The 23,353-nt window shown below is 74.4% G+C and carries 23 protein-coding genes; 15 read left to right on the top strand and 8 right to left on the bottom strand.

Annotated features, from left to right (window positions below):
• Positions 1-265: 265 nt before the first annotated feature.
• From HD597_RS14115 to HD597_RS14100, 4 genes are read right to left on the bottom strand one after another with little or no spacing between them, the layout of a single operon-like run.
• A complete protein-coding gene (locus HD597_RS14115) occupies positions 266-1,600 on the bottom strand; it encodes an MFS transporter (protein WP_253742514.1) in 1,335 nt (444 codons plus the stop codon).
• Positions 1,597-2,577, bottom strand: a complete 981-nt coding sequence (locus HD597_RS14110) for an ABC transporter substrate-binding protein (RefSeq protein ID WP_253742513.1) — start codon at positions 2,575-2,577, stop codon at positions 1,597-1,599. The genes HD597_RS14115 and HD597_RS14110 overlap by 4 nt, the downstream gene beginning before the upstream one ends.
• The gene (locus HD597_RS14105) at positions 2,574-3,371 is read right to left on the bottom strand and encodes an ABC transporter ATP-binding protein (RefSeq protein ID WP_253742511.1); all 798 of its coding nucleotides are present in this window, start codon (positions 3,369-3,371) and stop codon (positions 2,574-2,576) included. The genes HD597_RS14110 and HD597_RS14105 overlap by 4 nt, the downstream gene beginning before the upstream one ends.
• Positions 3,371-4,426: a FecCD family ABC transporter permease gene (locus tag HD597_RS14100; protein WP_253759347.1), complete on the bottom strand. Its 1,056-nt coding sequence runs from the start codon at positions 4,424-4,426 to the stop codon at positions 3,371-3,373. The genes HD597_RS14105 and HD597_RS14100 overlap by 1 nt, the downstream gene beginning before the upstream one ends.
• A 138-nt stretch (positions 4,427-4,564) precedes the next feature.
• Between HD597_RS14100 and HD597_RS14095 the strand changes: the two genes are divergently transcribed.
• The 3 genes from HD597_RS14095 to HD597_RS14085 are packed head-to-tail and all read left to right on the top strand — an operon-like array spanning position 4,565 to position 7,862.
• Positions 4,565-6,112, top strand: a complete 1,548-nt coding sequence (locus HD597_RS14095; RefSeq protein ID WP_253742509.1) for an ABC transporter substrate-binding protein — start codon at positions 4,565-4,567, stop codon at positions 6,110-6,112.
• A complete protein-coding gene (locus HD597_RS14090) occupies positions 6,109-7,071 on the top strand; it encodes an ABC transporter permease (RefSeq protein ID WP_253742507.1) in 963 nt (320 codons plus the stop codon). Before HD597_RS14095 ends, HD597_RS14090 begins: the two co-directional genes overlap by 4 nt.
• Positions 7,068-7,862, top strand: a complete 795-nt coding sequence (locus HD597_RS14085; RefSeq protein WP_253742505.1) for an ABC transporter permease — start codon at positions 7,068-7,070, stop codon at positions 7,860-7,862. The genes HD597_RS14090 and HD597_RS14085 overlap by 4 nt, the downstream gene beginning before the upstream one ends.
• Here HD597_RS14085 and HD597_RS14080 read toward each other — a convergent pair.
• The gene (locus HD597_RS14080) at positions 7,792-8,490 is read right to left on the bottom strand and encodes a TetR/AcrR family transcriptional regulator (RefSeq protein ID WP_253742503.1); all 699 of its coding nucleotides are present in this window, start codon (positions 8,488-8,490) and stop codon (positions 7,792-7,794) included. The two genes, HD597_RS14085 and HD597_RS14080, sit on opposite strands and share 71 nt — an antisense overlap.
• A gap of 111 nt (positions 8,491-8,601) precedes the next feature.
• On the opposite strand from HD597_RS14080, the gene HD597_RS14075 reads away from it, so the two are divergent.
• The 5 genes from HD597_RS14075 (at position 8,602) to HD597_RS64425 (ending at position 13,072) form a co-directional block, all read left to right on the top strand.
• Positions 8,602-9,342, top strand: coding sequence for an SDR family NAD(P)-dependent oxidoreductase (locus tag HD597_RS14075; protein WP_253742501.1), 741 nt, complete (start codon positions 8,602-8,604; stop codon positions 9,340-9,342).
• A gap of 90 nt (positions 9,343-9,432) precedes the next feature.
• Positions 9,433-11,319, top strand: coding sequence for a serine/threonine-protein kinase (locus HD597_RS14070; RefSeq protein ID WP_253742499.1), 1,887 nt, complete (start codon positions 9,433-9,435; stop codon positions 11,317-11,319).
• 78 nt (positions 11,320-11,397) lie between these two features.
• Positions 11,398-12,702, top strand: a complete 1,305-nt coding sequence (locus HD597_RS14065; RefSeq protein WP_253742497.1) for an FAD-binding oxidoreductase — start codon at positions 11,398-11,400, stop codon at positions 12,700-12,702.
• A gap of 88 nt (positions 12,703-12,790) precedes the next feature.
• Positions 12,791-12,919, top strand: coding sequence for a hypothetical protein (locus HD597_RS64430; protein ID WP_276082908.1), 129 nt, complete (start codon positions 12,791-12,793; stop codon positions 12,917-12,919).
• A 30-nt stretch (positions 12,920-12,949) separates the two neighbouring features.
• Positions 12,950-13,072: a hypothetical protein gene (locus HD597_RS64425; protein ID WP_276082906.1), complete on the top strand. Its 123-nt coding sequence runs from the start codon at positions 12,950-12,952 to the stop codon at positions 13,070-13,072.
• 464 nt (positions 13,073-13,536) lie between these two features.
• Here the strand turns inward: HD597_RS64425 and HD597_RS14060 are convergent, their stop codons facing one another.
• The gene (locus HD597_RS14060; protein WP_253742495.1) at positions 13,537-14,181 is read right to left on the bottom strand and encodes a class I SAM-dependent methyltransferase; all 645 of its coding nucleotides are present in this window, start codon (positions 14,179-14,181) and stop codon (positions 13,537-13,539) included.
• Between the two features lie 62 nt (positions 14,182-14,243).
• Here HD597_RS14060 and HD597_RS14055 point away from each other — a divergent pair, with 62 nt between their 5' ends.
• The 5 genes from HD597_RS14055 to HD597_RS14035 all read left to right on the top strand — a co-directional run bounded on the left by HD597_RS14055 (position 14,244) and on the right by HD597_RS14035 (position 18,051).
• Positions 14,244-15,062 (top strand): NAD-dependent epimerase/dehydratase family protein, encoded by an 819-nt coding sequence (locus HD597_RS14055; protein WP_253742493.1) that lies wholly within the window; start codon positions 14,244-14,246, stop codon positions 15,060-15,062.
• 174 nt (positions 15,063-15,236) lie between these two features.
• Entirely contained in the window at positions 15,237-16,217 is a 981-nt protein-coding gene (locus HD597_RS14050) for a patatin-like phospholipase family protein (protein WP_253742491.1), read from the top strand.
• 23 nt (positions 16,218-16,240) lie between these two features.
• Positions 16,241-17,041: an SDR family NAD(P)-dependent oxidoreductase gene (locus HD597_RS14045; protein ID WP_253742489.1), complete on the top strand. Its 801-nt coding sequence runs from the start codon at positions 16,241-16,243 to the stop codon at positions 17,039-17,041.
• Positions 17,042-17,066: 25 nt separating this feature from the next.
• The gene (locus HD597_RS14040) at positions 17,067-17,645 is read left to right on the top strand and encodes a TetR/AcrR family transcriptional regulator (protein ID WP_253742488.1); all 579 of its coding nucleotides are present in this window, start codon (positions 17,067-17,069) and stop codon (positions 17,643-17,645) included.
• A 148-nt stretch (positions 17,646-17,793) separates the two neighbouring features.
• Positions 17,794-18,051, top strand: coding sequence for a hypothetical protein (locus tag HD597_RS14035; protein ID WP_253742487.1), 258 nt, complete (start codon positions 17,794-17,796; stop codon positions 18,049-18,051).
• Between the two features lie 92 nt (positions 18,052-18,143).
• Here HD597_RS14035 and HD597_RS14030 read toward each other — a convergent pair whose 3' ends face one another.
• Complete coding sequence (locus HD597_RS14030) at positions 18,144-20,240, bottom strand: MFS transporter (protein WP_308210609.1); 2,097 nt, start codon at positions 20,238-20,240, stop codon at positions 18,144-18,146.
• A gap of 301 nt (positions 20,241-20,541) precedes the next feature.
• Here HD597_RS14030 and rsgA point away from each other — a divergent pair, with 301 nt between their 5' ends.
• Together rsgA and HD597_RS14020 are read left to right on the top strand one after the other, a co-directional pair.
• Positions 20,542-21,624, top strand: a complete 1,083-nt coding sequence (gene rsgA, locus HD597_RS14025) for a ribosome small subunit-dependent GTPase A (RefSeq protein WP_253742486.1) — start codon at positions 20,542-20,544, stop codon at positions 21,622-21,624.
• 121 nt (positions 21,625-21,745) lie between these two features.
• A complete protein-coding gene (locus HD597_RS14020; RefSeq protein WP_253742485.1) occupies positions 21,746-22,258 on the top strand; it encodes a GNAT family N-acetyltransferase in 513 nt (170 codons plus the stop codon).
• A 197-nt stretch (positions 22,259-22,455) separates the two neighbouring features.
• Here HD597_RS14020 and HD597_RS14015 read toward each other — a convergent pair whose 3' ends face one another.
• Positions 22,456-23,316, bottom strand: coding sequence for a siderophore-interacting protein (locus HD597_RS14015; RefSeq protein WP_253742484.1), 861 nt, complete (start codon positions 23,314-23,316; stop codon positions 22,456-22,458).
• Positions 23,317-23,353 lie beyond the last annotated feature (37 nt).

The following is a 23,353-nucleotide window of genomic DNA, read 5'->3' as shown; positions in this document are numbered from 1 at the left end:
TAACATCGCCGGCGCCGCCTATGATCACCGGGAGATCCTGTCCGCGGCGATGATCCGGAGGTCCTCGATGGCAGCCGGCGGTTCCGGCGCGAGAGTGCCGGCGTTCCTCGGCGTCCTCGTCCTCGCGGCGGGCGTCGTCGTGGCGATCACGGCCTTCCGCGACAGCGGCGACCAGCGTCTCGTGCGTTCGGCCGCGGAGCTGGAGACGTACGCGCCTTCTACTCCTGGCAGGGCAGCCGCTGAGCAGCGGGGCCGGCGACCGCCTTCAGCGGCGTGGCGAGCTCGGCGGCGCCGTCCTGAAGCCGCGGCTGCTGGGGACCAGGGCCGCGGCGGCCGGGGCGAGGAAGCACACCAGCGCGCAGCCGGCCAGGACCGGTCGCAGGCCGAAGGCGTCGACGGCCGGGGCGAGGAAGGCGAGGCCGACGGGGGCCAGGCCGTAGGAGACGAGGAAGTCGAGCGAGGAGACGCGGGCGAGCAGGCGCGGCTCCACCTCGCGCTGGGTGGCGGTGAACCACGGCACGTTGAACAGCTCGATGCCCAGGCCGGCCAGCGCGTAGGCGGCGAACACCAGGGCCGGGTGCGCCGGCAGCAGCAGGCTGAGCGGGGCGAAGCCGTACAGGGCCAGGCCGGCCAGGGCGGCCCAGCCCTGCGCGCGCGGCTGCCACCTGGCCACGATCAGGGCGCCGGCCAGCGCGCCGAGGGTGTAGGCGGTCAGCGCCGCCGCGAGCACCGCCTCGGTGCCGTAGCTGTCGCGGCTGACCAGCGGGAGCGCCACGCCGGTGGCCGAGTAGCCGGTGAAGATGACGGCGGCCAGCGCGCCCAGGCCGGCCAGGAACCACGGGTGCCTGCGCGCCTCACGCACGCCCTCGCCGAACTCCGCGAAGAACCGCACCCCGGACCCGGCACGCGACCCTCCGGGAAGCCGCGCACCCGCCTCACGCGACTCTCCGGGAAGCCGCGCACCCCTCTCACGCGACTCCCCGGAGAGCCGCGCGCCCGCCGCGGCACGCTCCGGGGCGTGCGGGCCGCGGGGTGGCAACAGGGCCGCGACGGCCCAGAGCAACCCGGTGCCGACCAGCAGCCACCAGGTGTCCAGGACGGCCGCCAGCAACGCCGTGCCCGCCGGCGCCACCAGGGTGGTGACGCGCACGGCCAGCGTCATCGCGGCGTTGGCCTGCCGCCGCCGCCCGGCGTCCACGACCTCGGCCGTGAGTGCCTGGAACGCGGGCCGGCACGCCCCCTGCCCCGCGCCGACCACCGCCGCCGCGACGGCCATGAGCGGGACCGAGCGCCCGAGCCCGAGCGCGATGAACGGGGTGGCCAGCGCGGCGGCCAGCCCCGCCCACGACACCACGGCCCGGCGCGAGTACCGGTCGGCCAGGACCCCGCTGATCGGCACGGCGGCGAGGAAGCCGACGGTGCGGGTGGCCAGCACGATGCCGAGCCCGGCGGCGGTGAGCGTGCGGTCCAGCACGGCGAGCCCCAGCACGAAGGGCAGCGCCCAGGTCGCCAGGCCGGAGGCGGTGGTGCCGCACCACAGCCGGACGAACTGGCCCTCGCGCAGGATCGACCGCGCCCGCGAGGTGTCCCGGCCGGTCATGTCCGCAGTTCGCGCAGGTACTTCGCGAACCCTTCCAGGCCGTCGATGTTGCGCGGCCCGCTGATGCCCTCGTTGTAGTCCAGGACGTAGAAGCGGTCGTTGACGACGGCGGGCAGCTTGCTGGTGGTGGGGAACTCCTTGAGGAACTTGATCTTCTCCGCGGCGGGCTTGTCCCCGTAGTCGAGGATGACGATGACCTCCGGCCTGGCCTCGACCACGGCCTCCCAGGTGACCTCGCCCCAGCGCGCGTCCAGGTCGCCGAAGACGTTGTGGCCGCCGGCGAAGCGGATGATGTCGGTGGGCGGCACCTGGCTTCCCGCGGTGAACGGCTTGTCGGTGCCCGAGTCGTAGAGGAAGACGGGGGTCGGCTCGCCCTTGGGGGCCTGTGCCTGGACCGCCTCGACGCGCTTGCGGTAGCCGGCGACCAGGTCCCGCGCCCTGGCCTCGACGCCGAAGATCTTGCCGAGGCGTTCGAGGTCGGTGTAGAGGGCTTCGAAGGGCGGGACCCGTTCGGGGTGGCCGGGATAGTTGAAGCACGACTCGGTGTGCATGAAGCTCTGGATCTTCAGGCCGTCGAGGATGGCGGGGGTGATGCCGCGCTGGTCGCTGAAGCCGGAGCGCCAGCCCGCGACCACGAAGTCGGCCTTGGCGTCCACGACCAGCTCCCGGTTGAGCAGGTCGTCGCTGAGGAACTTGACCTTGGCGTACTCGGCCGCCCACGGGGACTCGGTGACCGGCGGGTTGGCGGGCGGCATGACGTAGCCGTGCACGTGCCGGGTCAGGCCGAGGGCGAACAGCTTGTCGGCGCTGCCGCCCTCGTAGACGACGGCCCGGCGGGGGGTGGTGTACCGGACGTCCTCGCCGCACCTCTTGACCGTCACCGTGCGCGCGGCGGTGGCGCCGCCCTCCACCTGCGCGCCGCAGCCGGCGAGCAGGAGTGCGCCCGTCAGGAGCGCGGCGGGGGTGCGTCTGTTCACTTCGAGTTTCCTTTCGTGGTCGTGGCCGTGCCCAGGTCGTAGAGCACCTGGGGGACCCCGGTGAGCGGGTGGGGGACGACGCTCGCCTCGACGCCGAACGCCTCGCGCAGGAGTTCCTCGGTGAGAACCTCGGCGGGCGGCCCGTACGCGACGAGGGCTCCGTGCGACAGCACCGCCAGCCGGTCGCAGGCGGAGGCGGCCAGGTTGAGGTCGTGCAGGGTGACGAGCACGCTCAGCCCGGAGCCCTTGAGCATCGACAGCAGCCGGATCTGGTGGTGCAGGTCGAGGTGGTTGGTGGGCTCGTCGAGCACCAGCACCCGCGGCTCCTGCACCAGCGCCCGGGCGACCAGGACGCGCTGGCGTTCCCCGCCGGACAGCGACAGCACGCCACGCCCGGCCAGGTGCAGCACCTCCATCCGCGCCATCGCCTGACGGCACAGCTCGCGCTCGCGGGCGCTGAGCGCCTGGTTGCCGCGCAGGTGGGGGGCGCGGCCGAGGGCGACGACCTCCTCGACGGTGAAGTCGAGGTCCGCCCGTCCCTCCTGGGTGAGGGCGGAGATGACGCGGGCGCTGTCGCGCAGCGGCATCCGCGTCAGTTCCTCGCCGTCGATCCGCACCGCGCCGCTCGCCGGCTGCAACGCCCGGTACACGCAGCGCAGGGCGGTCGTCTTGCCCGAGCCGTTGGGCCCGATCAGCCCCACCACCTGCCCCGCCTCGACGGCGAGCGCCAGGTCCTTGACGATCGGGGCGCCGTCGATGGACACCGACAGCTCGTCCAGCACCAGCCGCGCCATCAACGTCCTCCGAACAGGTAACCGCGGCGGCGCAGCAGGACGACGAAGACCGGCACGCCCACCAGCGCGGTGATCACGCCCAGCGGCAGCTCGCGCGGCGCCACCAGGGTCCTGGCCACCAGGTCGGCCCACACCATGAAGATCGCGCCGGCCAGGGGCGCGATCGTCAGCACGCGTACGTGCGCCGCCCCCGTCCACAGCCGCACCAGGTGCGGCATCACCAGCCCGACGAAGCCGATCGCGCCGCTGACCGCGACCATCGCGCCGGTGGCCAGCGACGTCAGCACGAACAGGCCCTTGCGCAGCCTGACCGTGTCCACGCCCAGGCTCACCGACGTCTCGTCGCCCAGGGCGAGCACGTCCAGGCTGCGCGAGAGGCGGCGCAGCACCACGACGGTGGCGGCGGTGACGACCGCCACGACGGGCAGCGCTCCCCACGTGGCCGCGCCGAAGCCGCCCATCGACCAGAACAGCACCGTGCTCGTCGACTCGCCGTCCGGGACGAAGTACACGATCAGGCTCATCACCGCCTGGAAGCCGAACGCCATCGCCACCCCGGTGAGCACCAGCCGCAGCGGCGTCAGGCCGCCCGCGCCGCGCGAGGCCAGGTAGACCAGGGCGGAGACGAGCAACGCGCCGAGGAACGCGCCGGCCGTGACGGCGTAGATGCCCAGGGCGGTCAGCGTGCCCGTGACGCCGACCAGCACCGCCCCGGCCGACGCCCCCGACGACACGCCCAGGACGTACGGATCGGCCAGCGCGTTGCGCACCATCGCCTGGATCGCCACGCCGACGACGCTCAGCCCGGCCCCCACCAGCACCGCCAGCAGCACGCGCGGCGTGCGCACCTGCCAGATGATCTGGTACGCGGTGACCTCCCCGGCCGTGATCGAGCCGCCGGTCACGGCCGCCCACAGGTAGCGCAGCGTCTCCCCCGGCGGCACGGCGGCGGCGCCCAGGCCGATCGCCAGCAGCACCGACAGCGCGAGGACGCCGGCCAGCAGGGTGACGATCAGCGGCATCGCGAACGTCGTGGCGGGCGGCGACTCGGGCATCGTTCTCACGGATCCTCCAGAAAATGAGAATCATTTCCGGTGGAAGACCGTATCACCACAAATGCCCCACGATCTCCCCGATCGGCATGAAGACGGTTATCGTTTGCGTACCGGATCGGGACGTCGGCGGGAGATCAGGTGCGAAGACGAGCCACGATGATCGTGATGGCCCTCCTGGCGGCGGCCCTGTGGGGATGCGGCGGCCAGGAGCCCGGTGAGCAGGGCGGGAGCCGGCTCACCCTGGCCGCCCCGCGCGACCTCGTCGCCGGCCCCGAGGACCCGTACTACGCCCACCAGACCTTACGGATCTGGGAGCCGCTGGTGACCGTGGACGACAAACTGCGGCCCGTCCCGGCGCTGGCCACGTCCTGGGCCGCCGCGGACGAGGGGCGGCGCTGGACGTTCACGCTGCGCGAGGGCGTGCGGTTCAGCGACGGCACGCCGCTGACCGCCGAGTCGGTGGTGGCCGGCGTCGAGCGGTTCCTGCGGATCGCGCCCCGGCAGTCGGCCTTCTTCAGCCTCGACGCGGGGATGGAGGCGGCGTACGGCAGGCTCGGCGACGTCCGCGCCGAGGGCGGCAAAGTGGTGTTCGAGCTGAAGGAGGGTGTGGCCGACCTGCCGGGCAGGCTGGCCGGCTTCTACAGCATGGTCCAGTCGCCGAAGGCGTTCGCCGCCTCGGGCTCCTTCGCCGGCAAGCCGATCGGCACGGGGCCGTACACGCTGGTGAGCTGGACCAAGGGGCAGCAGGCCGTGCTCGCCGCCAACCCGCACTACTACGGCGCCGCCCCCGCCTACGACACGATCGTGGTCAGGGTGATCCCGGACGCCAACGCCCGCGTCGCCGCGTTGCGGGCCGGCGAGGTGGACGGGCTGATCGACAAGGGCGCGCTGCTGCCCGGCCAGGTCGCCGCGGTCGCCGCCGACAGCCGCTTCCAGGTGGTGCGCAGCCCTTCGGTGCTGACGCACTACCTGACCTTCAACGCCTCCCGCGCGCCGTTCTCCGACCCGCGCCTGCGCGAGGCGGCCGACCTGGCCGTCGACCGGCGGGCCGTCGCCGGCACGCTGCTCGCCGGCACGGCCACACCGGGCGCGGCCTTCCTGTCGCCGGTCTTCGGCGACCTCGCCGACCCCGGCATCACCGCGCCGTACGATCCCGGCAGGGCCCGCGAGCTCGTGGCCGCGGCCGGGCCGCCGGCGCGGCCCGTCACCATCCTGATCTCCTCGGCCGAGACCGGCCAGTTCCCCTACACCGACGTCGCCGAGGTGCTGCGCGCCTCCTTCGAGCAGGCGGGGCTGCCGGCCAGGGTGAGCGTGACCGAGGCCACGAAGCCGGTGATGGAGGCCGGCGACTACGACGTCTTCCTCAGCGCGTACAGCGTGCCGAACGGCGACGCCGACTACCTGTTCCGCCGGTTCCTGCGCTCGGACGCGCCCTGGAACGTCGAGCGCCGGCTCGGCTACCGCGACGCCGAGTTCGACGAGCTGGTGGACCGGGCCGCGACGCGGACGGACCCGGCCGGCCGCCGCGAGCTCTACCACCGCATCCAGCGGCTGCTGGCGGCGGACCGGCCGATGATCCCGCTGGCCTACCAGGACAACCCGGTCGTCACGACCACCGGGGTCGGCGGCGTGACGCAGAACGTGGCCTACGTGACCGATCTGGGCAGGCTGGCGCCCAGGAAGTGACCGCCATCCTCCTGCGGCGCATCGCGGAGCTGCTGCTCGTGCTCCTGGTGCTGTCGGTGCTGGTCTTCCTGCTGACCTCGCTCGCGCCCGGCGACCCCGCCGAGGAGATCCTGCGCCGCGGCGGCGTCCAGCCCACGGCGGCCGGGGTCGCGGCGCTGCGCGCGGAGCTCGGGCTCGACCAGCCGCTGTTCAGCCGGTACCTGCGATGGCTGACGGCCGCGCTGCGCGGCGACCTCGGGCGCTCCCACGTCGACCGTTCCCCCGTGACCGCCGAGATCCTGGCACGGCTGCCGGCCACACTGCGGCTGGCGGGCGCCGCGGCGGCGGTCTCGGCGGGGCTCGCGCTGCTCGCCGCCCTCATGGCGGCGTTCCGGCCGCGGACCCTGGGCAGCCGGGTTCTGGCGCTGGTGACGGTGGCGATCGGCGGCGTTCCTCCCTACATCGTGGGGATCCTACTGATCAGCGTGGTGGCGGTGGGCCTGCGCCTGCTCCCCACCGGCGGCGACGGCGGCCCGGGCGCGGTGGTGCTGCCCGCGCTCACCCTCGGCCTGGCCGGCGCCGCCACGCTGCTGCGGCTGCTGCGGGCCGACCTGGCGCGGGCGCTGCGGCTGCCCTTCGTCAGGCTCGCCGCCGTCAAGGGGCTGCGGCGCCGGCGAATGATCGTCGTGCACGCGCTGCGCGTGGCCGCGCCGAACGCGGTCACCGCCGTGACCCTGGTCCTGGCGGAGCTGCTGGCCGGCGCCGTGGTGGTGGAGACGCTGTTCGCCTGGCCGGGCGTGGGGCAGCTCGCCGTGGCGGCGATCAGGCAGCGGGATCTGCCGGTCGTGCAGGCGTACGTGCTGGTCGTCGCGGTCGCGACGGTGCTGCTCCTGGCGGTGACCGAGCTGTGCCTGTCGGCCCTGGACCCGCGGCTGCGAACGCAGGGCCGTGCCGCCGCTGCGCCGGGCGGCCGGCGATGACGGGCCGTGCCGGGGTGGCCGTCCTCGTGCTGGTCGTGCTGTTCTGCCTGGTCGCGCCGGTGCTGACCGGGCACGATCCGTACCTGCCGGATCTCGGGCGCGCCCTGCTGCCGCCCGGCCCCGAGCACTGGCTGGGCACCGACCAGCTCGGCCGGGACCTGCTCACCAGGACGGCCATGGCGGGCCGCACGTCCCTGCTGGTCGCGTTCGCCATCACGGCGATCACCACGGCGCTCGGCGCGGTCGCCGGCGCGGTGGCCGGGCTGGCGGGCGGGGTGGCCGGCCGGCTGCTGCGCTTCGCCGCCACCGTGGCCCTCGCCCTGCCCGGGCTCACGCTGGCGCTCGCGCTGGCGGGCGTGCTGCGGCCCGGGTACGTCACCGTGCTGGCCGCGCTGGTGCCGCTCGGCTGGGTGAGCTGCGGCCTCGTCACCCACACGGCGACCCGGCGCGTGGCCGGCGCCGATCACGTCCTGGCCGTGCGGGCCATCGGCGCGTCGCCGCTCTACCTGCTGCGCCGCACCATCGGCCCGCACCTGGCCGGGCCCGTGCTGACCGTCGCCACCGCGGACTTCGCCAGGACGCTGATCGCCGTCACGTCGCTCGGATTCCTCGGCGTCGGGCTGCCACCCGGCGCCGACTGGGGCGGCATGGTGAGCGAGGCCACTCCCCTGCTGGTCACCGCGCCCCGCCTCGCGGTCGTGCCCGCCCTCGCCCTGGCCGTCACGGGGCTGGCCGCCGCGCTCGTGGCGGATCACCGCCGGGATCCGGAGCGCCGGGCGACGCAGCCGTAGCACCTGTCTCGGCCAGCGGGAGGTGGCGCGGAGGCGGGTGCGGGAGCGCCCGCCCCGTGTCGGTGGTGATGCCGTCGATGGCAAGCTCCAGGTAGCGGCGCCACGCCTCGGGCTCGGCTGCGAGCAGCGGCTCGGCCGTGTGCTGGATGCCGCTCACCAGCAGGACGACGTCGATGCCGGTGATGCCGGGACGGACGGCGCCCTCCTGGCGGGCGCGGGCGGTGAGCGCCTCCGCGACCTCGCAGAGGCGATGGATGGCCTCGCGCACCTGCGCGTGCTGCAGGGACGGGCGCCCGACGGTCTCGCAGAACGCCCGGTCCCTGACGAAGGTCTCCACGCAGGCGGTCATGAACCGGCGCAGCGCCAGGCCGGCGTCGTCGGCCGCGAGCAGCGCGCCGCCGGTGTCGTTGAGCTCGCCCAGCAGGCCGAGCATGATCGCCGCGAGCAGCTCGTCCTTGGAGGAGAAGTGCCGGAAGACCGTGCCCTTGCCCACCCCGGCCCGCTGCGCGATCTCGCCGATGGACACCTCCACGCCGTGCTCGGCGAACATCGCCGCCGCGGCGTCCAGCAGCAGCCGCCGGTTGCGCACCGCGTCGCTGCGCGACGAGGCGGCGGACGTCCCAGCCATGTGCCCCCCTTCCGCTCCCAGCTTAGCGCAAGGTGACCCGGCGGTCCGTTTCATGCCATACGCTGAAGGTGACCGACCGGTCCGTTTATCTTCAAGAGGGAGAACACACTCGTGAACACCACGTTGCAGGGCAAGGTCGCCCTCGTCACCGGAGCGTCCTCGGGCATCGGGGAGGCCACGGCGCTGGCGCTGTCGGCCGCGGGAGCGCGCGTCGCGATCGGCGCCCGCCGCGCCGACCGGCTGAAGCTCCTGACCGGCCGGGCGCCCGGCGAGATGCTCGCCCTCGATCTCGACGTGACCGACCAGGAGTCGGTACGGGCCGCCGTCGCGGCCACCGTCGAGCGCTTCGGCGCCCTGGACATCCTGGTGAACAACGCCGGGGTGATGCTCAGCGGCCCGATCGCGGGCGCGGACACCGCGGAGTGGACGCGCATGGTGCAGACCAACCTGCTCGGGTCGATGTACACCGTCCACGCGGCCCTGCCGCACCTGCTGGAGCGCCGGGGCGTCGTCCTGCAGGTCTCCTCGACCTCGGGCCGCACCGCCTCGGCCTACAGCGGCGTCTACGCCGCGACGAAGTTCGGCGTCAACGCCTTCTCCGAGGCGCTGCGGCAGGAGGTGACCGCACAGGGCGTGCGGGTCGTGGTCGTCGAGCCCGGCTTCGTCGCCACCGAGCTGGCCGGCCACATCACCGATCCCGCGATGCGGGCCGCCGCGCGGGAGATGGCCGGCTCCATGCGCACCCTGCGGCCCGAGGACATCGCCGCCGCCGTCCTGTACGCGGTCACCCAGCCGGAGCACGTCGCCGTCAACGAGCTGCTCATCCGCCCGACGGACCAGACCCGCGCCTGAACGGGACGGCCGCCACCGCTCGTGATCTTCCTGTCACCCGGCCATCCTGACTATTGTTGATCTCCACACGGCGGAGGGGGATCACCACTGATGGCTCAGGGCGGGTCCGAGGCGGCTCTGGGCAGCCGGTACGTGCTGCTGGAGGAGATCGGCGGCGGCGGGATGGGGACGGTCTGGCGGGCGCGGCAACGCGACACCGGGGAGATCGTGGCGGTCAAGCTGCTGCGCGACGGCCTGGCCGGGGACCCCGACCTGGTCCTGCGGTTCGTGCAGGAGCGCAACGTGATGCGCAGCCTGCGCCACCCCCACATCGTCACCGTCCGCGACTTCGTCATCGAGGGAGATCGTCTGGCCCTGGTCATGGACCTGGTCGAGGGCGGGGACCTGCGCGGCCTGCTCCGGCAGCGCGGCACGCTGCCTCCGGGGGAGGCGGCCCGGCTGATGACCGAGGTGGCCGAGGCGCTGGCGGTCGCGCACGCGATCGGCGTCGTGCACCGGGACGTCAAGCCGGGCAACGTCCTGCTCGACGGGGTCACGGGCCAGGCGCGGCTGACGGACTTCGGGGTGGCCCGCATCGTGCACGGCCCCGGCCTCACCCGAACCAGCGCGGTCATCGGCACCCCCGCCTACCTCGCCCCCGAGGTGGCCGATGGCGCCGCCGCGGGCGCGGCCGTGGACGTGTACGCGCTGGGCCTGATCCTGTACGAGCTGCTCGCCGGGCGTCCCCCGTTCGTCGGTGACCATCCGATGGCGCTGCTCCGCCAGCACGCCGCGGCCACGCCCCGCCGGCTCGCCGGGATGCCCGACCCCTTGTGGGCGCTCATCGAGGCCTGCGCCGCCAAGGACCCGGCCGTGCGTCCCGGCGCCCACGCGGTGGCGGCGGCGCTGAAGGAGGCGGCCCCGTCACTGGCCGGACTGCCCGCCCTGCCGCCTGTCCCCCGGGCCGGAGCCGTCTCCGCCACCTCCGAGCCCCTCCCCACCGCGAGCCCGCACCCCACCCCGCCGTCGCCCACCCCGCCAACGTCCGGCCCGCCAACGTCCGGCCCGCCGTCAGCGGCCTCACCCTCACCCGCGCCGCCCGCGCCCGCGCCCGCGCCACCGTCGCACTCAGCTCCGCCGTCGCACTCCGCCCCTTCGTCTCACCCCGCCCCGCTGTCGCACTCCGCCCCGCCGCCGCCCGGCCGCCCGCGGGGAGCGGGCGCGGGTTCGTCCGACGGCGAGGAGACGCAGACCTCGGCCAGGCGTGGCCGGTCGCGGCAGCGCCTGGTCATCGCCGCGACCGCCACCGCGGCGCTGGTCCTGACCGGCGCGGCGGTGGCCGTCGTCGCCCCCTGGCGGGAACCGGACGCGGCGCCCGTCGCCGCGTCGGCGCCACCGGCCGGACAGGCGGCGGACCAGCCGGTCGTGACCCCCACCCCGGACATCAGCACCCCGTCGCCGAAGGACCTCGAAAAACCCGACAAACCGGAGGACGAGCCGAAGACGGTGGTCTCGGCGCCCTCCACGCCTCCGGTCTCGACCGCCCCGCCCACGCGCCGGGTGCGCACGCCCAAGCCGGTGAAGTCGTCCCCCACGGTGGAGGCGCCGGACGACGGCGAGGAGCCGCCACCGTCCGGGGAGCCGGCGCCGCAGTGGCGCTGCCGGGACTGGATCGCCGCGGGCAGCGGCGTAGAGATGGCGCCGTGCCTGGCCGTGGTCGGCGACACCCTCCACATCAAGGGCCAGATCCGGGGGCCGGCCTCCGTACGGTCCGACGTCCACGTGCAGCTCTACGACACCGACGCCGACGTGAACATCGCCCAGCCGTTCATCTGCGACGCGCTCGCCCCGCCGAGCACGGGCGCCGTCGCGGTGTGCGGCCCGTTCACGATGTCGGCCCCGCGCACCGGCGCCAAGACCGACGTCCGCCAGCGGTGGAAGGCGGCGGGCGGCTCGACCTGGGGCGGCGGCGCAGAAAGCCCCTGGGTCCGGTGGTGACCTCCGCCGGATTGACCCACGAATTCGCCACGGAAATGCACCATGTGCGGGGTCTTTCCCGGCCCTAGCGTTGGCTGCATGAACGCTTTGCACACCTTGCGCTCCGTCGTCCGTGGCCGGGTCCTGCTGCCGGGGGACGCCGGCTTCGACCCTGCCCACCGCCCCTGGAACCTGGCCGTCGAGCAGCCCGTCGCGGCCGTGGTCGAGGCCGCCGACGCCGGCGACGTGGCCGCGCTCGTCCGTTTCGCCCGCTCGGCCGGCCTGGGCGTCGCCGTCCAGCCGAACGGGCACGGCGCCTCCGGCCGCGCCGCGGGCACGATCCTGCTGCGCACCGGCCGGCTGGACACCTTGGAGATCGACGCGGCGGCCCGCCGGGCCCGGATCGGCGCGGGCGTGCCGTCCGGCCGCGTGCAGGCGGCCGCCGCCGCGCACGGCCTGACCGGGCTGCCCGGGAGCTCTCCGGTGGTCAGCGTGGCGGGGGTGGCACTCGGCGGCGGGCTGAGCTGGTTCGGCCGCGCCCACGGCTGGGTGTCGGACGCGGTCACCGCGTTCGACGTCGTGGACGCGGAAGGGCGGCAGCGGCACGTCACCGCGGGCTCCGACCCCGACCTGTTCTGGGCGCTGCGCGGAGGCGGCGGCGACTTCGCCGTCGTCACCGCGCTGGAGCTGACCCTGCATCCCGCGCCGAGCCTGTTCGGCGGCCGGGTCCTGTGGCAGGGGGAGCACGCCCCCGCGGTCATGGACGCCTTCCGTCAGATCACCGCCGCCGCGCCGGAGGAGCTGACGGTCTGGCTGGACCTGCTGCACTTCCCCGGCTCGGACCCCATGGTCGCCGTGGACGCCACGTACCTCGGCGGCCAGGACGCGGCACGCGACCTGCTGGCCCCGCTGGACCGCCTGGCCCGGCCGCTGTCCGACAGCAGGCGGGTCATGCGGGTCTCCGAGCTCGGCGGCATCACGGCCGAGCCCACCGACCCCGGCCCCGGTCTCTCGCGTGCCGAGCTGCTGACCGAGCTGGACGACGCGGCGGCCAAGACCCTGCTCACCGACCCGATCGCCCCGCTGCTCAGCGTGCAGGTGCGGCAGCTGGGCGGCGCGTTCGCCCGGCCGTCCGACAGCCCGCAGGGGCCGCTGACCGAGCCGTACGCGCTCTACCTGTTCGGCATCCCCGCCGGCCCGAGCACCGCCGCGGCCGTCGCCGCCAGGCAGCGCGGCCTCGCCGAGGCCCTGCCCGTCAGCGGGCGCAAGCCGTTCACCTTCCTCAACCCCGCCGAGACGGCGGCCGACGCCTTCGCTCCCGCCGCCCTGGCGCGGCTGCGCGCGGTCAAGCGGCACCATGACCCGCACAACGTCCTGCGCTCGAACTTTCCCGTGGGCGGCTGAAGGCGATCGTCCCCGGCTCGGCGATGATCGCCGGCGTGCGGTTCGGGATCCTCGGTGAGACCAGGCGTGGCGCGACGACGGGGCCGGGGTGCCGCTGGGCGGGCCGGCCCGCCGCGCGCTGCTGCTGCTCCGCCCCGGCGCGGTCGTGCCGGCCGACCGGCCGGCGGGCGAGCTCGGGCTGTGGCGCGGACCGGCGGCCGGGGCGGGCGGCCGGTGACCGGGCCGCGTGAGCTGGTGCCCGGGTTGCGTGAGCTGGTGGGCCGGCATCCGTTGCGGGGAGCGGCCGGCGGCGTTGCTGATGCGGGCGCTGGCCGCCGGGGGCGAGCAGGGCCTGCCCGAGCCGGTCGTCGAGGCGGTGAGCGCGCGGTGAGCCGCCGGTGAGCGCCGCCCGGCGGGCTCGCCGTCATGACCGACCGCGACGTCCCTGATCTCCGGCGCCTGCGTCGCCGGCCCCGCCCTCGCGTACTGGCTGCACCGGCCGGCCATCTCGGCCTCGACCGCCACGACGTGGCACGGCGGCATGGAAACCTCGCCGAGCACTTCACGGGCAACGGCTGGGAGAGCGACCGCCTGCTGCGGGAGATGCGGCACGCGCCCGACTTCTCCTTCGACTCGGTCGGCCAGGTGCGCGTGGAGTCGTGGACGCGCGGGCGCGTCGCCCTGGTCGGTGACGCCGCCTACAGCCCTCCTCCCTGCCGGGCATGGGGACGGGGCCGGCGCCGGTGGGCGCGCCGTTACTACAAGGTCGTGCCGTGCCTGCGGGGCGAGAGCCTGACGGCGAGCCTGCCCGCAGGACCGCCGAGAACATCGCGCTGCGCGGCTACGGCGACCTCGTCACGAGGTGAGACGCGCGAAGAGGATCGCCCCCGGCACGCGTTCCTCGGGGTCGAGCAGCAGCTGGGCCTCGACGGTGAAGCCGGCGTCGCGCATCCAGGCCGCCATCTTGTCGGGCCGGCGACGGTGGACGCGCACCCGCATGGGGTGGCCGCCGTACCCCTGGGTCTTGAGGACCGACCCGTCGCCGGCGTGGAAGCCCGCCATCAGCCTCCCGCCCGGCCGCAGGACCCTCCTGAAGTGGCCGAGTACGACCGGGATCGCGTCGTCGGGGACGTGGATCAGCGACCAGAAGGCGAGCACGGCGGCGACCGAGGCGTCGGGGAGGTCGAGGTCGGTCATCGAGCCCACCTCGAACCGCAGCCGCGGGTGCTCGCGCCGGGCCACCTCGATCATCGCCGGGGAGAGGTCGATGCCGAAGGCGTCGAGGCCCAGCTCGTGCAGGTGGGCGGTGACGTGCCCCGGCCCGCAGCCCACGTCGGCCACCGGCCCGCCCCCGGCGTCGCGGACCAGGTCCGCGAGCAGGGCCAGGGCCGCCCGCAGGTACGGGCGCTCGCCCAGCGCCTCGCGAAGCCGGTCGGCGTAGCTGACGGCGACCGTGTCGTAGGAGGCCCGGGTGTCCTCCAGCCAGTTGTCCGCGTCCATGCGCCGACACCCTAGTCCTGCCGCGATCGGGAATGTCGGTGGCCGCTGCCATACTGCGACCCATGACGATGGAGACGGTCGTGCTCACCGGCGCCGCGGGGAGCGTCGGGTCCGTGCTGCGCGAGCCGCTGCGGCGCCGGCTGCGCCGGTTGGTCTCGGTCGACCGGGCGCCGCTGACGGCGGCGGGGCCGGGCGAGGAGGTCCGCCGGGCCGAGCTGGGCGGCGCCGGCGACGTGCGGCCCCTCGTCGAGGGCGCCGACGCGGTCGTGCACCTGGCCGGGCTGCCTGACGAGGCACCGCTGCCCGAGCTCCTGGAGGCCAACGTGCTGGGCACGCACCACGTGCTGGAGGCGGCGCGGCTCGCGGGGGTCAGGCGCGTGGTGCTGGCCAGCAGCAACCGGCTGACCGGCTGCTATCCGGCCGCGCAGGCGGTCTCTGCGGAGCTTCCGCCCAGACCCGACGGGGTGTACGGGGTCAGCAAGGTCGCCGTGGAGGCGCTGGGGAGGCTGTACGCCGACAAGTTCGGCCTGGAGGTGGTGTGCCTGCGCATCGGGAGCCTGGAGCCCGAGCCGAGCGAGCCGCGGCACCTGGCCACCTGGCTGAGCCCGCGCGACTGCGCCGGGTTCGTCTGGGCGGCGCTGACCCGGCCGGGCGTCACCTTCACGGCCGCGTACGCGGTGTCGGCCAACACCCGCCGCTTCTGGGAGCTCGACGCCGGGCTCGGCTACCAGCCGTTGGACGACGCGGAGGCCTACGCGGGCCGCATCCCCGGCGTGGCGGAGTTCTTCTCCGCCGGCCAGCTCCAGGGCGGCGACTACGCCACCGCCGACTACACCGTCCGCCACGCCTTGGGCGGGCGGCCGGGCGAAATCCCGGCCTAGGCGGGCGGCCGGGCGAAGTCTGGGCCTACGCGGGCGGCCGGGCGAGGCCCTCAACGCGGGCACGCGGGCGAGGTCTCGTCCTGATCCCGGAGAGGCCGCACCCCCGCGCGGGCACGGGCCGGGGTCGGCGTAATCTGTCGTGGTCCTGTTGATCTCGCCCCCGAGGAGACCGTTGTGGACGACGTCAGGAGCCGGCATCGAATGCTGGCGGTGCTCGCCCGCCGCGCCGCCGAGGCGAGCCGGCCGGGCGAGCGGAGCGACGGCCACCGGGTGGTGCTGGCCATCGAGGGCGGCGGGATGCGCGGCACGGTGTCGGCGGGCATGGCCCTGGCGATCCAGCAGCTCGGCCTGCTGCCGTTGTTCGACGCCGTCTACGGGGCCTCCGCCGGGGCGATCTCGGGGGCGTGGCTGCTGAGCGCGCGCCCGGAGGGGCTGCGCGGCTGGACCGACCCGGTGTTCGCCAAGGCGCTGATCCGGCGCGGCAACGTGCTGCGCGCCCGCCCCGTCGTCGACGTACGCGGGCTGATCGAGACCGTCTACGTCCGCGACTTCCCGCTCGACTTCGCCTCCGTGCTGGCCGCCCCGATCGAGTTCCATCCCCTGGCCACCGACGTGCTGACGGGCGAGGCGGTGGACCTGTACCCGACGCTGACCTGCGAGCGTGACCTGCAGCTCGCCCTGCGGGCGAGCGCCGCCCTGCGGATGCTGGCCGGCCCGCCCGTGGCCATCGGCGACCGGCTGCTGTACGACGCGGGCGTGGCCGAGTCGATCCCGTTCCGCCAGGCGCTGCGCGACGGCGCCAGCCACGTGCTCGTGCTGCGTTCCCGCCGCCTGGTCGACCGGGCCGCCGCGCGTACGGCGCCTTCCTGGGGGGCGCGGCTCGTCACCGGTGTCGGCCTGCGCCGCCACACCCCGGCGCTGCGGACGGCGTTCCTGTCGCGCGACGCCCGGCTGGCCGCCGACGACCTCCTCCTGGCCGAGCACGACCTCGACGGCCCTTCCCTGAGCGGCGGCCCGGCGGTGCTGTCCATCCGGCCGCCGGACACCTCGCGCGGCATCGGCCGCCTGGAGAGCGACGCGGCGGTGCTGCACGCCGCCTTCGAGGTGGGTCACGCCGCCGCCACGGCGGTGCTGAAGGACGTCCCCGCCCATTGAAACTAGAGCAATTCTTCAGAAAAATGTTCTGCCATGGCCTCTGTGATGGTGGTGACGGCGGGAACCGCGGCATCGGGCACGCGGTGTGCGAGCGGCTGGCCGGCGACGGGCACCGGGTGCTGCTGGTCGCGCGGGATCCCGAACGCGGGCGGCGGGCCGCGGCGAGCATCCGGGGGGACGTGGAGTTCGTGGCGGGCGACCTGACCACGACGGCGTCGGTGCGGCGGCTGGCCGATGAGCTGCGGGCCCGGTGCCCGCGCGTGGACGTGCTGGTGCACAACGCCGGTGTCTGGCCGAGCCGCCGGGTGCTGACGAGCGACGGGGTGGAGGAGTCGTTCGCGGTCAACCATCTGGCGCCGTTCCTGCTCAACCACCTGCTGGAGGATCGGCTCGGGCGGGTGGTGCAGGTCAGCGCGGGCCTGTACGTCAAGGGCAGGGCCGAGCCGGGGCGCACCTCCGTGGGGGCGGGGTTCTCCTCGCTGCGGACGTACGCGGACACGAAGCTGTGCAACCTGCTGACGGTGCCGCTGTTCGCCGAGCGGTGGCGGGAGGCGGGGGTCACGATCGACGCGGTGCACCCGGGCGTGATCCGCACCGGGCTCGGCGACCGCGGCGGCCCGCTCGGCTGGCTGCTGAAGGCCGCGAAACGCAGGTGGGCGACGGCCGAGGAGGGGGCCGCGCCGGTCGTCGCGCTGGCGGGCGGCACCGGCACCGGCCGCTACTTCGACCAGGCCGAGGAGGTCCCGCTGCAGGGGCCGGCCCTGGACGGGGACCTGGCCCGGCGGATCTGGGACGAGGCCGAGACGCTGACGGCCGTGCGATGACGCGGCACAGGCGCAGCGCGGCGCGATGACGCGGCACAAGCGCAGCGAGGAGACCGTCAGGAAGCTCCTCGACACCGCCCTCGAGATCTACCCGGACGATTTCACCCTCCGGGCCCTGACCGCGCGCAGCGGCGTCAGCATGGGCAGCGTGTACCACCACTTCGGCAGCCTGGAGGGGCTGGCCGCCGCGCTGTACAGCCGGTGCATGGGGGTGCTGCTCGACACGCTGGTGGCCGCCGTCGAGGACGCCGCGGACGCCCGCGACGGCGTGCGCCGGGCGGTGACCGCCTACCTCGGCTTCACCGCCGGCCACGCCGGCCAGGCCCGGTTCATCCACGCGGCGCCGTACGCGATCGACCTCGGCCCGTACGCGGAGCGGATCGCGGCCGACAAGGCGCCGCGGCTGGCGCGGCTGAACGGCTGGATCCTCGGGCACATGGACGCCGGGACGGTCGCGCGGCTGCCCGTGGCGCAGGTGGAGATGCTGCTGGTCGGGCCGGTCGCCGAGGTGACCAGGCGCTGGCTGGCGGGAGCGCCTGAGATCGACCTGGCGGAGGCGGCACGGGTGCTGCCCGAGCGCATCTGGCGATCCCTGAGCGCATGACCCTGGTGAATGGCGGGACCGCGGTGAATACATTTATTGATCAGCGGAAAAACGGGGCGGACAATTGTCGCCGAGCGCGTAATTGTGCATAGAGCGAAATGGGCGGCCTTCTTATCGTGAATATCAGTCTCACGGAAAGGAAGGGATCATGCGTAAGCTCCTCGCGAGCGGCGTCCTCGCCGCCTCGATGGCCCTTACCGGACTCGCCGCAACGGCTCCCGCCCAGGCGAGCGTCGCCACCGACGTGACCGTGGCCAGCGCCACCGCCAAGTGCCCGCACGGGTACTACTGGCACAAGCACTGGTACAAGAAGTGGTACAAGGCCGGGCACTGGTACAAGGGCCACTATCACAAGAAGGGCCACTACCACTACTCCTACAAGTGGCACTGCCACAAGAAGCGCTGATCTGATAAAGGGGCCCGCCGACATTCTGGTCGGCGGGTCTTTTCTTGTGGGCGGAGTTCATGAAGAGCAGGCCGCTCGGGCGGGGGGCGGGGTCAGCCCGTCCGCTCGCCCAGGTTCTGGACCCAGGCCGAGAGGCCCTGCATGAGGACGTCGAGCTCCTTGCGCAATTCGTCGTTCTCGGCTCGGAGCTCGGTGTTGGCGGCGCTGAGCTGAGTGTTGGCGGCGCTCAGCTCGGTGTTCGTGGTGCGCAACGCGGCGTTCTCCTCGCGCAGTGCGGTGGTCTCCTCGCGCAGTGCGGCGTTCTCGACGCGCAGCTCGGCGTGCTCCCGATGCAACTCGGCGATCTGTACGGGCGATCCCGCGATCTGGGCGCGCGGCACGGTGGTCCCGGCCTGCGGCACATCGGTCGCGCTGGACGGCGGGGTGTTCCGGGGACCTGGCTCGGGGGCGCCGGGCCGCGACTCGGGCGGGCGGAACGCATCCCGCCACGGGCCCAGTTCCTCGTGCCCGATCCGCACCGGAGCCGGCGGCCAGACCTGCGTGGCAGGCGGCCCGGCGGGCGACGCAGGCGCGAGCGTCTCGGGCGACGCAGGCATGGCCGACGCAGGCACGGGCGACGCAGCCGCGGCCGAGGCGGCGGAGGACAGCGCGCGAGAGGGCAGCGGGGGCGAGGACACCGCAGAGGAGGACACCGCGGGCGAGGGCGCTGCGGTGGGCGGCTGGATCGGCGCGGCGGGTGAGGCCGGGGAGAGCGACGCGAGAGAGGGCGAGGGCGCGCCCGCCCGGGCCGGGAAGGTGGCGGGCCGGGGCCTGGGCAGGGTCAGTGTCACCAGTGCGGCCACCAGGGCGACGCCGCAACCCACCAGCAGCGCCGTACGGAACCCGGACTCGGACGGCAGCGTGTGCCCGCCCGACGTCACCGTCAGCTGCGACAGGATCACGCCGACCACCGCCGCCGAGACCGAGGTGCCGATGGAGCGCATCAGCGTGTTGAAGCTGTTGGCGGAGGCGGTCTCGCTCTGCGGCACGGCGCCCATGATCAGCGCGGGCATCGCGCCGTAGGCCAGGCCGACGCCGATGCTGCCGACGCTGCTGGCGACCATCAGCCCCCAGGCCCACCCCATCAGGCCGAACGCGGCACCGTACCCGAGCGCGATGACCAGCGCGCCGACGAACAGGCTCGTCTTCGGCCCCCGGGCGGCCGACAGCCGGGCGCCCAGCGACGAGACCGCCATCATCATCAGCCCGGACGGCGCCAGCCACAGCCCCGCCGCGAGCATCGACTGGCCCAGGCCGTATCCGGTCGCCTCGGGGAGCTGGAGGATCTGGATGACGACCAGCGACTGGGCGTACATGGCGAAGCCGACCAGGACGGAGGCGACGTTGGTGAGCAGGACCTGGGGGCGGGCGGTGGTGCGCAGGTCCACCAGCGGGTCACGGACGCGCAGCTCCCACAGGCCCCACAGCAGCAGCACGACGACGGCCGCGCCGAGCAGCCCGAGCGTGGTGCCGCTCCCCCAGCCCCAGTCGGCGCCCTTGGACACGCCCAGCAGCAGGCAGACCAGCGCGATGCCGAGGCCGACGGCGCCGACGGCGTCCAGGCGGCCACGGCCGTGGGCGGGCGTGGCCGGGACGAGCAGCCAGATCAGCACGGCGACCAGCACGCTCAGCGCGGCCGAGCCCCAGAAGAGCATCCGCCAGTCGGCGTACTCGGCGACGGCCGCGGAGAGCGGCAGGCCGAGCGCGCCGCCGATGCCCATGGAGGAGCTCATCAGCGCGATCGCCGGGCCGACCCGCTGCGGGGGAAGCAGGTCGCGCAGCGCGCTGACGCCCAGCGGGATCATGCCGACGCCCAGCCCCTGCATGCCGCGCCCGACGATCATCGGGATCAGCGATCCGGAGAGGGCGCACACCACCGATCCCGCGATCAGGGGCACGGAGCAGGCGAGCATCATGCGGCGCTTGCCGTACAGGTCGCCGAGCTTGCCCACCACGGGGGTGGCGACCGCGCCGACCAGCAGGGTCACGGTGATCACCCAGGAGGTGTCGGCGGCGCTCGCGTCGAGCAGCCGGGGCAGCTCGCCGACCAAGGGCACCACCAGGGTCTGCATGAGGGAGCCGACGATACCGGCCACGGCGAGCACGCTGACGATCCCGCCGCCGGAGCGCGCGGTAGGCGCGGAATGCACGTTATATCCCCTTATTTCCCGTTAAGTCCGTTTGGACTATACAGCGGATGTGTAGAGTGCACATCCGCGGCCCTGCCTCGAACGTGCTAGGCTGCCGCTCGTTCGGTGTTGGATCTCGGAGTGAGAGGGAGGTGAGGTTTGATGACCGCGGTGAAGACCGCTGCCGTGCGCAGCGCCCGGACATTCCTCACGTCCCGGGCCCCGGTCTGACCCATTTCTCCCCGCCCGCCGTAGCCGGAAGGCTCAAGGCGAGGCTGGTGGCTGCGTCTCGTCGGGGCCCCTTCCCGCAAGGTGTCTCACGTTGTCTCATCTCTTCACGCATCCTTCCGACGGGCTGTCCCGGTACGGATGGACGGAATCCCTCGACCACGCCTTCGCCGGACATCGCGCGTCCGGGCTCGAACCGGCCCGGATCGCACGGGTCGATCGCGGCCTGTGCGACGCGATCACCGGGTCCGGCCCGGTGCGGGCCGCGCTCGCGGTGCCGCACGCGTCCGACCCGCTCCTGACGCCCTGCACCGGCGACTGGGCCGCGCTGCGCCCCGGCCGGGAGCCGCGGCTGGTGGCCCTGCTGCCGCGCCACGGCACGATCGTGCGCTCGTCGGCGTCGCGCACCTCCCACGGGCAGGTGCTGGCGGCCAACGTCGACACCGTCGTCGTCGCCGTCTCGCTGGCCGCTCCCGTGGACGCGGCCCGGCTGGAACGGCTGCTGGCCCTCGCGTGGGACAGCGCCGCCCGGCCGCTGGTCGTCCTGACCAAGGCGGACCTGGCGGCCGACGCCGCCGCCGCGCGCGCCGAGGCGAGCACGCTCGCTCCCGGCGTGGACGTCCTGGTCACCAGCGTCACCACCGGCGAGAACATCGACGTGCTCACCGCCCTGCTGGGCGGCGGCACCACGGTCCTGCTCGGGTCCTCGGGCGCGGGCAAGTCCAGCCTCGGCAACGCGCTGCTCGGGGACGAGCGGCTGGCCGTCGGCGAGGTACGGGCGCAGGACGGCAAGGGCCGCCACACCACCGTCCGCCGCGAGCTGGTGCCCCTGCCCGGCGGGGGCGTCCTCATCGACACGCCCGGGCTGCGCGCGATCAGCCTGTACGACGCCGCCGACGGCCTGGAACAGGTCTTCGCCGAGATCGAGGATCTGGCCCGCGACTGCCGGTTCGGCGACTGCGCGCACGACACCGAGCCCGGCTGCGCCGTCCAGGCCGCCATCCTGGCGGGTGACCTGGCCGGGCGCCGCCTCGACAGCTACCGCAAGCTGCAACGGGAGAACGCGTGGGCTGCCGCGCGCGCGGACGCCCGGCTGCGCGGCGAGCGTACCGACCAGCAGAAGGCCATCACCAGGCATCTGCGGGCGACCTACAGGTTCAGGGACCGGCAATCGTGACCGCGCAGTCCCGCGCCCAGGTCACCGCCGCCGCGCCCGCACGTACGCCCGGCTCCGGCCACCCCTTCATCAGCCCTGCCCTGCCACCGCAGGCGAGCACAGAAACGGACACCCACCAGCGATGACCAGCTCCTGGATCACCCGCCCCGAGACCGCCGCCGACCTCGCCCCGATCCGCGAGGTCAACCTCGCGGCCTTCCCCACCCCGCACGAGGCCGACCTGGTCGAGGCGCTGCGCGCCGACCCGGCGGCGTGGCTGCCCGGCCTCTCGTGGGTGGCGCAGGAGCCCGGCGGCCCCGTCGCCGGGTTCTCGCTGCTCACCCGCTGCCACGTGGACGGCGTCCCGGCTCTCGCGCTGGGGCCGTGCGCGGTGCGGCCCGAGGCGCAGCGGCGCGGCGCCGGCGCGGCGGCCATCCGCGCCGGGCTGGAGGCCGCCCGGCAGCAGGGCGAGAACCTCGTCCTGGTGCTCGGCCACGCCACCTACTACCCGCGTTTCGGCTTCGTCCCCGCCTCGCGTCACGGCATCAAGGCGCCCTTCGACGTCGAGGACCAGTACATGATGGCGCTCGTCTTCGACGCCGCGCTGCCGGTGCCCACCGGCACCATCCGCTACCCGGCCGCCTTCGGCGTCTGACCCCGGCCGCGCCCGGCGCCTGAGCAGGGCGCGGCCGTTCACGGGATGACGCGCCGAGGAGGCGTCCTGTCACCAGTGGCAGGACGCCGCCCCGGCCCGCCCGGCTGAACGGGCCGTCCCGGCCCGCCCGGCTGAACGGGCCGGGCGAGAGGTGACCTCCTGGCCGCCCGGAGGAGAGCGGCCGGGCGGTCACCGGCTCATCCCGCGGCCGAGCCGCTCAGGACCTTCGCCTCTTCGTCCTCGATCTCCTGGTTCCACTCCCGCTTGGAGGACTGCCAGCCGTCCTCGTCCCGCCCCAGCCGCCAGTACCCGGAGATCGACAGCTGCTCCAGCGGCACACCCCGCTCCACCCGCAGGTACCGCCGCAGCTCCCTGACGAACGTCGCCTCCCCGTGCACGAAGGCGTGCAGGTCGCCGTCCAGGAACTTGGCCTCCCGCACCGCCCGCACCAGGGCCTCGCCGACCCTGCCGCCGTCGCGGTGCAGCCACACGACCTCGGCGTCGCAGTCGGTCGGCAGCTCCTGCTCCTCGGAGGGGTCCTCGACCTCGACGAACACCTTGGCGGTCGCTCCGGCGGGCACCCGCTCCAGCGCGGCGCCGATGGCCGGCAGGGCGCTCTCGTCACCGGCGAGCAGATGCCAGCCCGCCTCGGCGCTGGGCGCGTACGCGCCGCCGGGCCCCATGAAGCGGATCACGTCGCCCGGCCTGGCCTGCATGGCCCACGGCCCGGCCAGGCCCTGCGCGCCGTGGCAGACGAAGTCGATGGCCAGCTCCCGAGTCCGCGGGTCCCAGGAGCGCACGGTGTAGGTGCGCGTGACGGGCCACTGCTCGCGGGGCAGCTCGGCGCGGATCACCCCCATGTCGAACGGCTCCGGATACCTCACCCCCGGCACCGGGAACAGCAGCTTCACGTAGTGGTCGGTGAACTCCCCCGCGCTGAACGCGGCCAGCCCCTCGCCGCCGAGCACCACGCGGATCATGTGCGGGGTCAACTGCTCGGTACGCAGCACCACACCGGTGGTGCACCGAGGCGCACGCCGTGCCGATTCCGTCGCCATCGGACTCCTCCTCGCTAGATTAGGCAAGCCTAACTTA

It is taken from the genome of Nonomuraea thailandensis (genome assembly GCF_024172165.1).
GTDB lineage: Bacteria > Actinomycetota > Actinomycetes > Streptosporangiales > Streptosporangiaceae > Nonomuraea > Nonomuraea thailandensis.
This window is presented reverse-complemented; position numbering and strand designations above follow the sequence as displayed.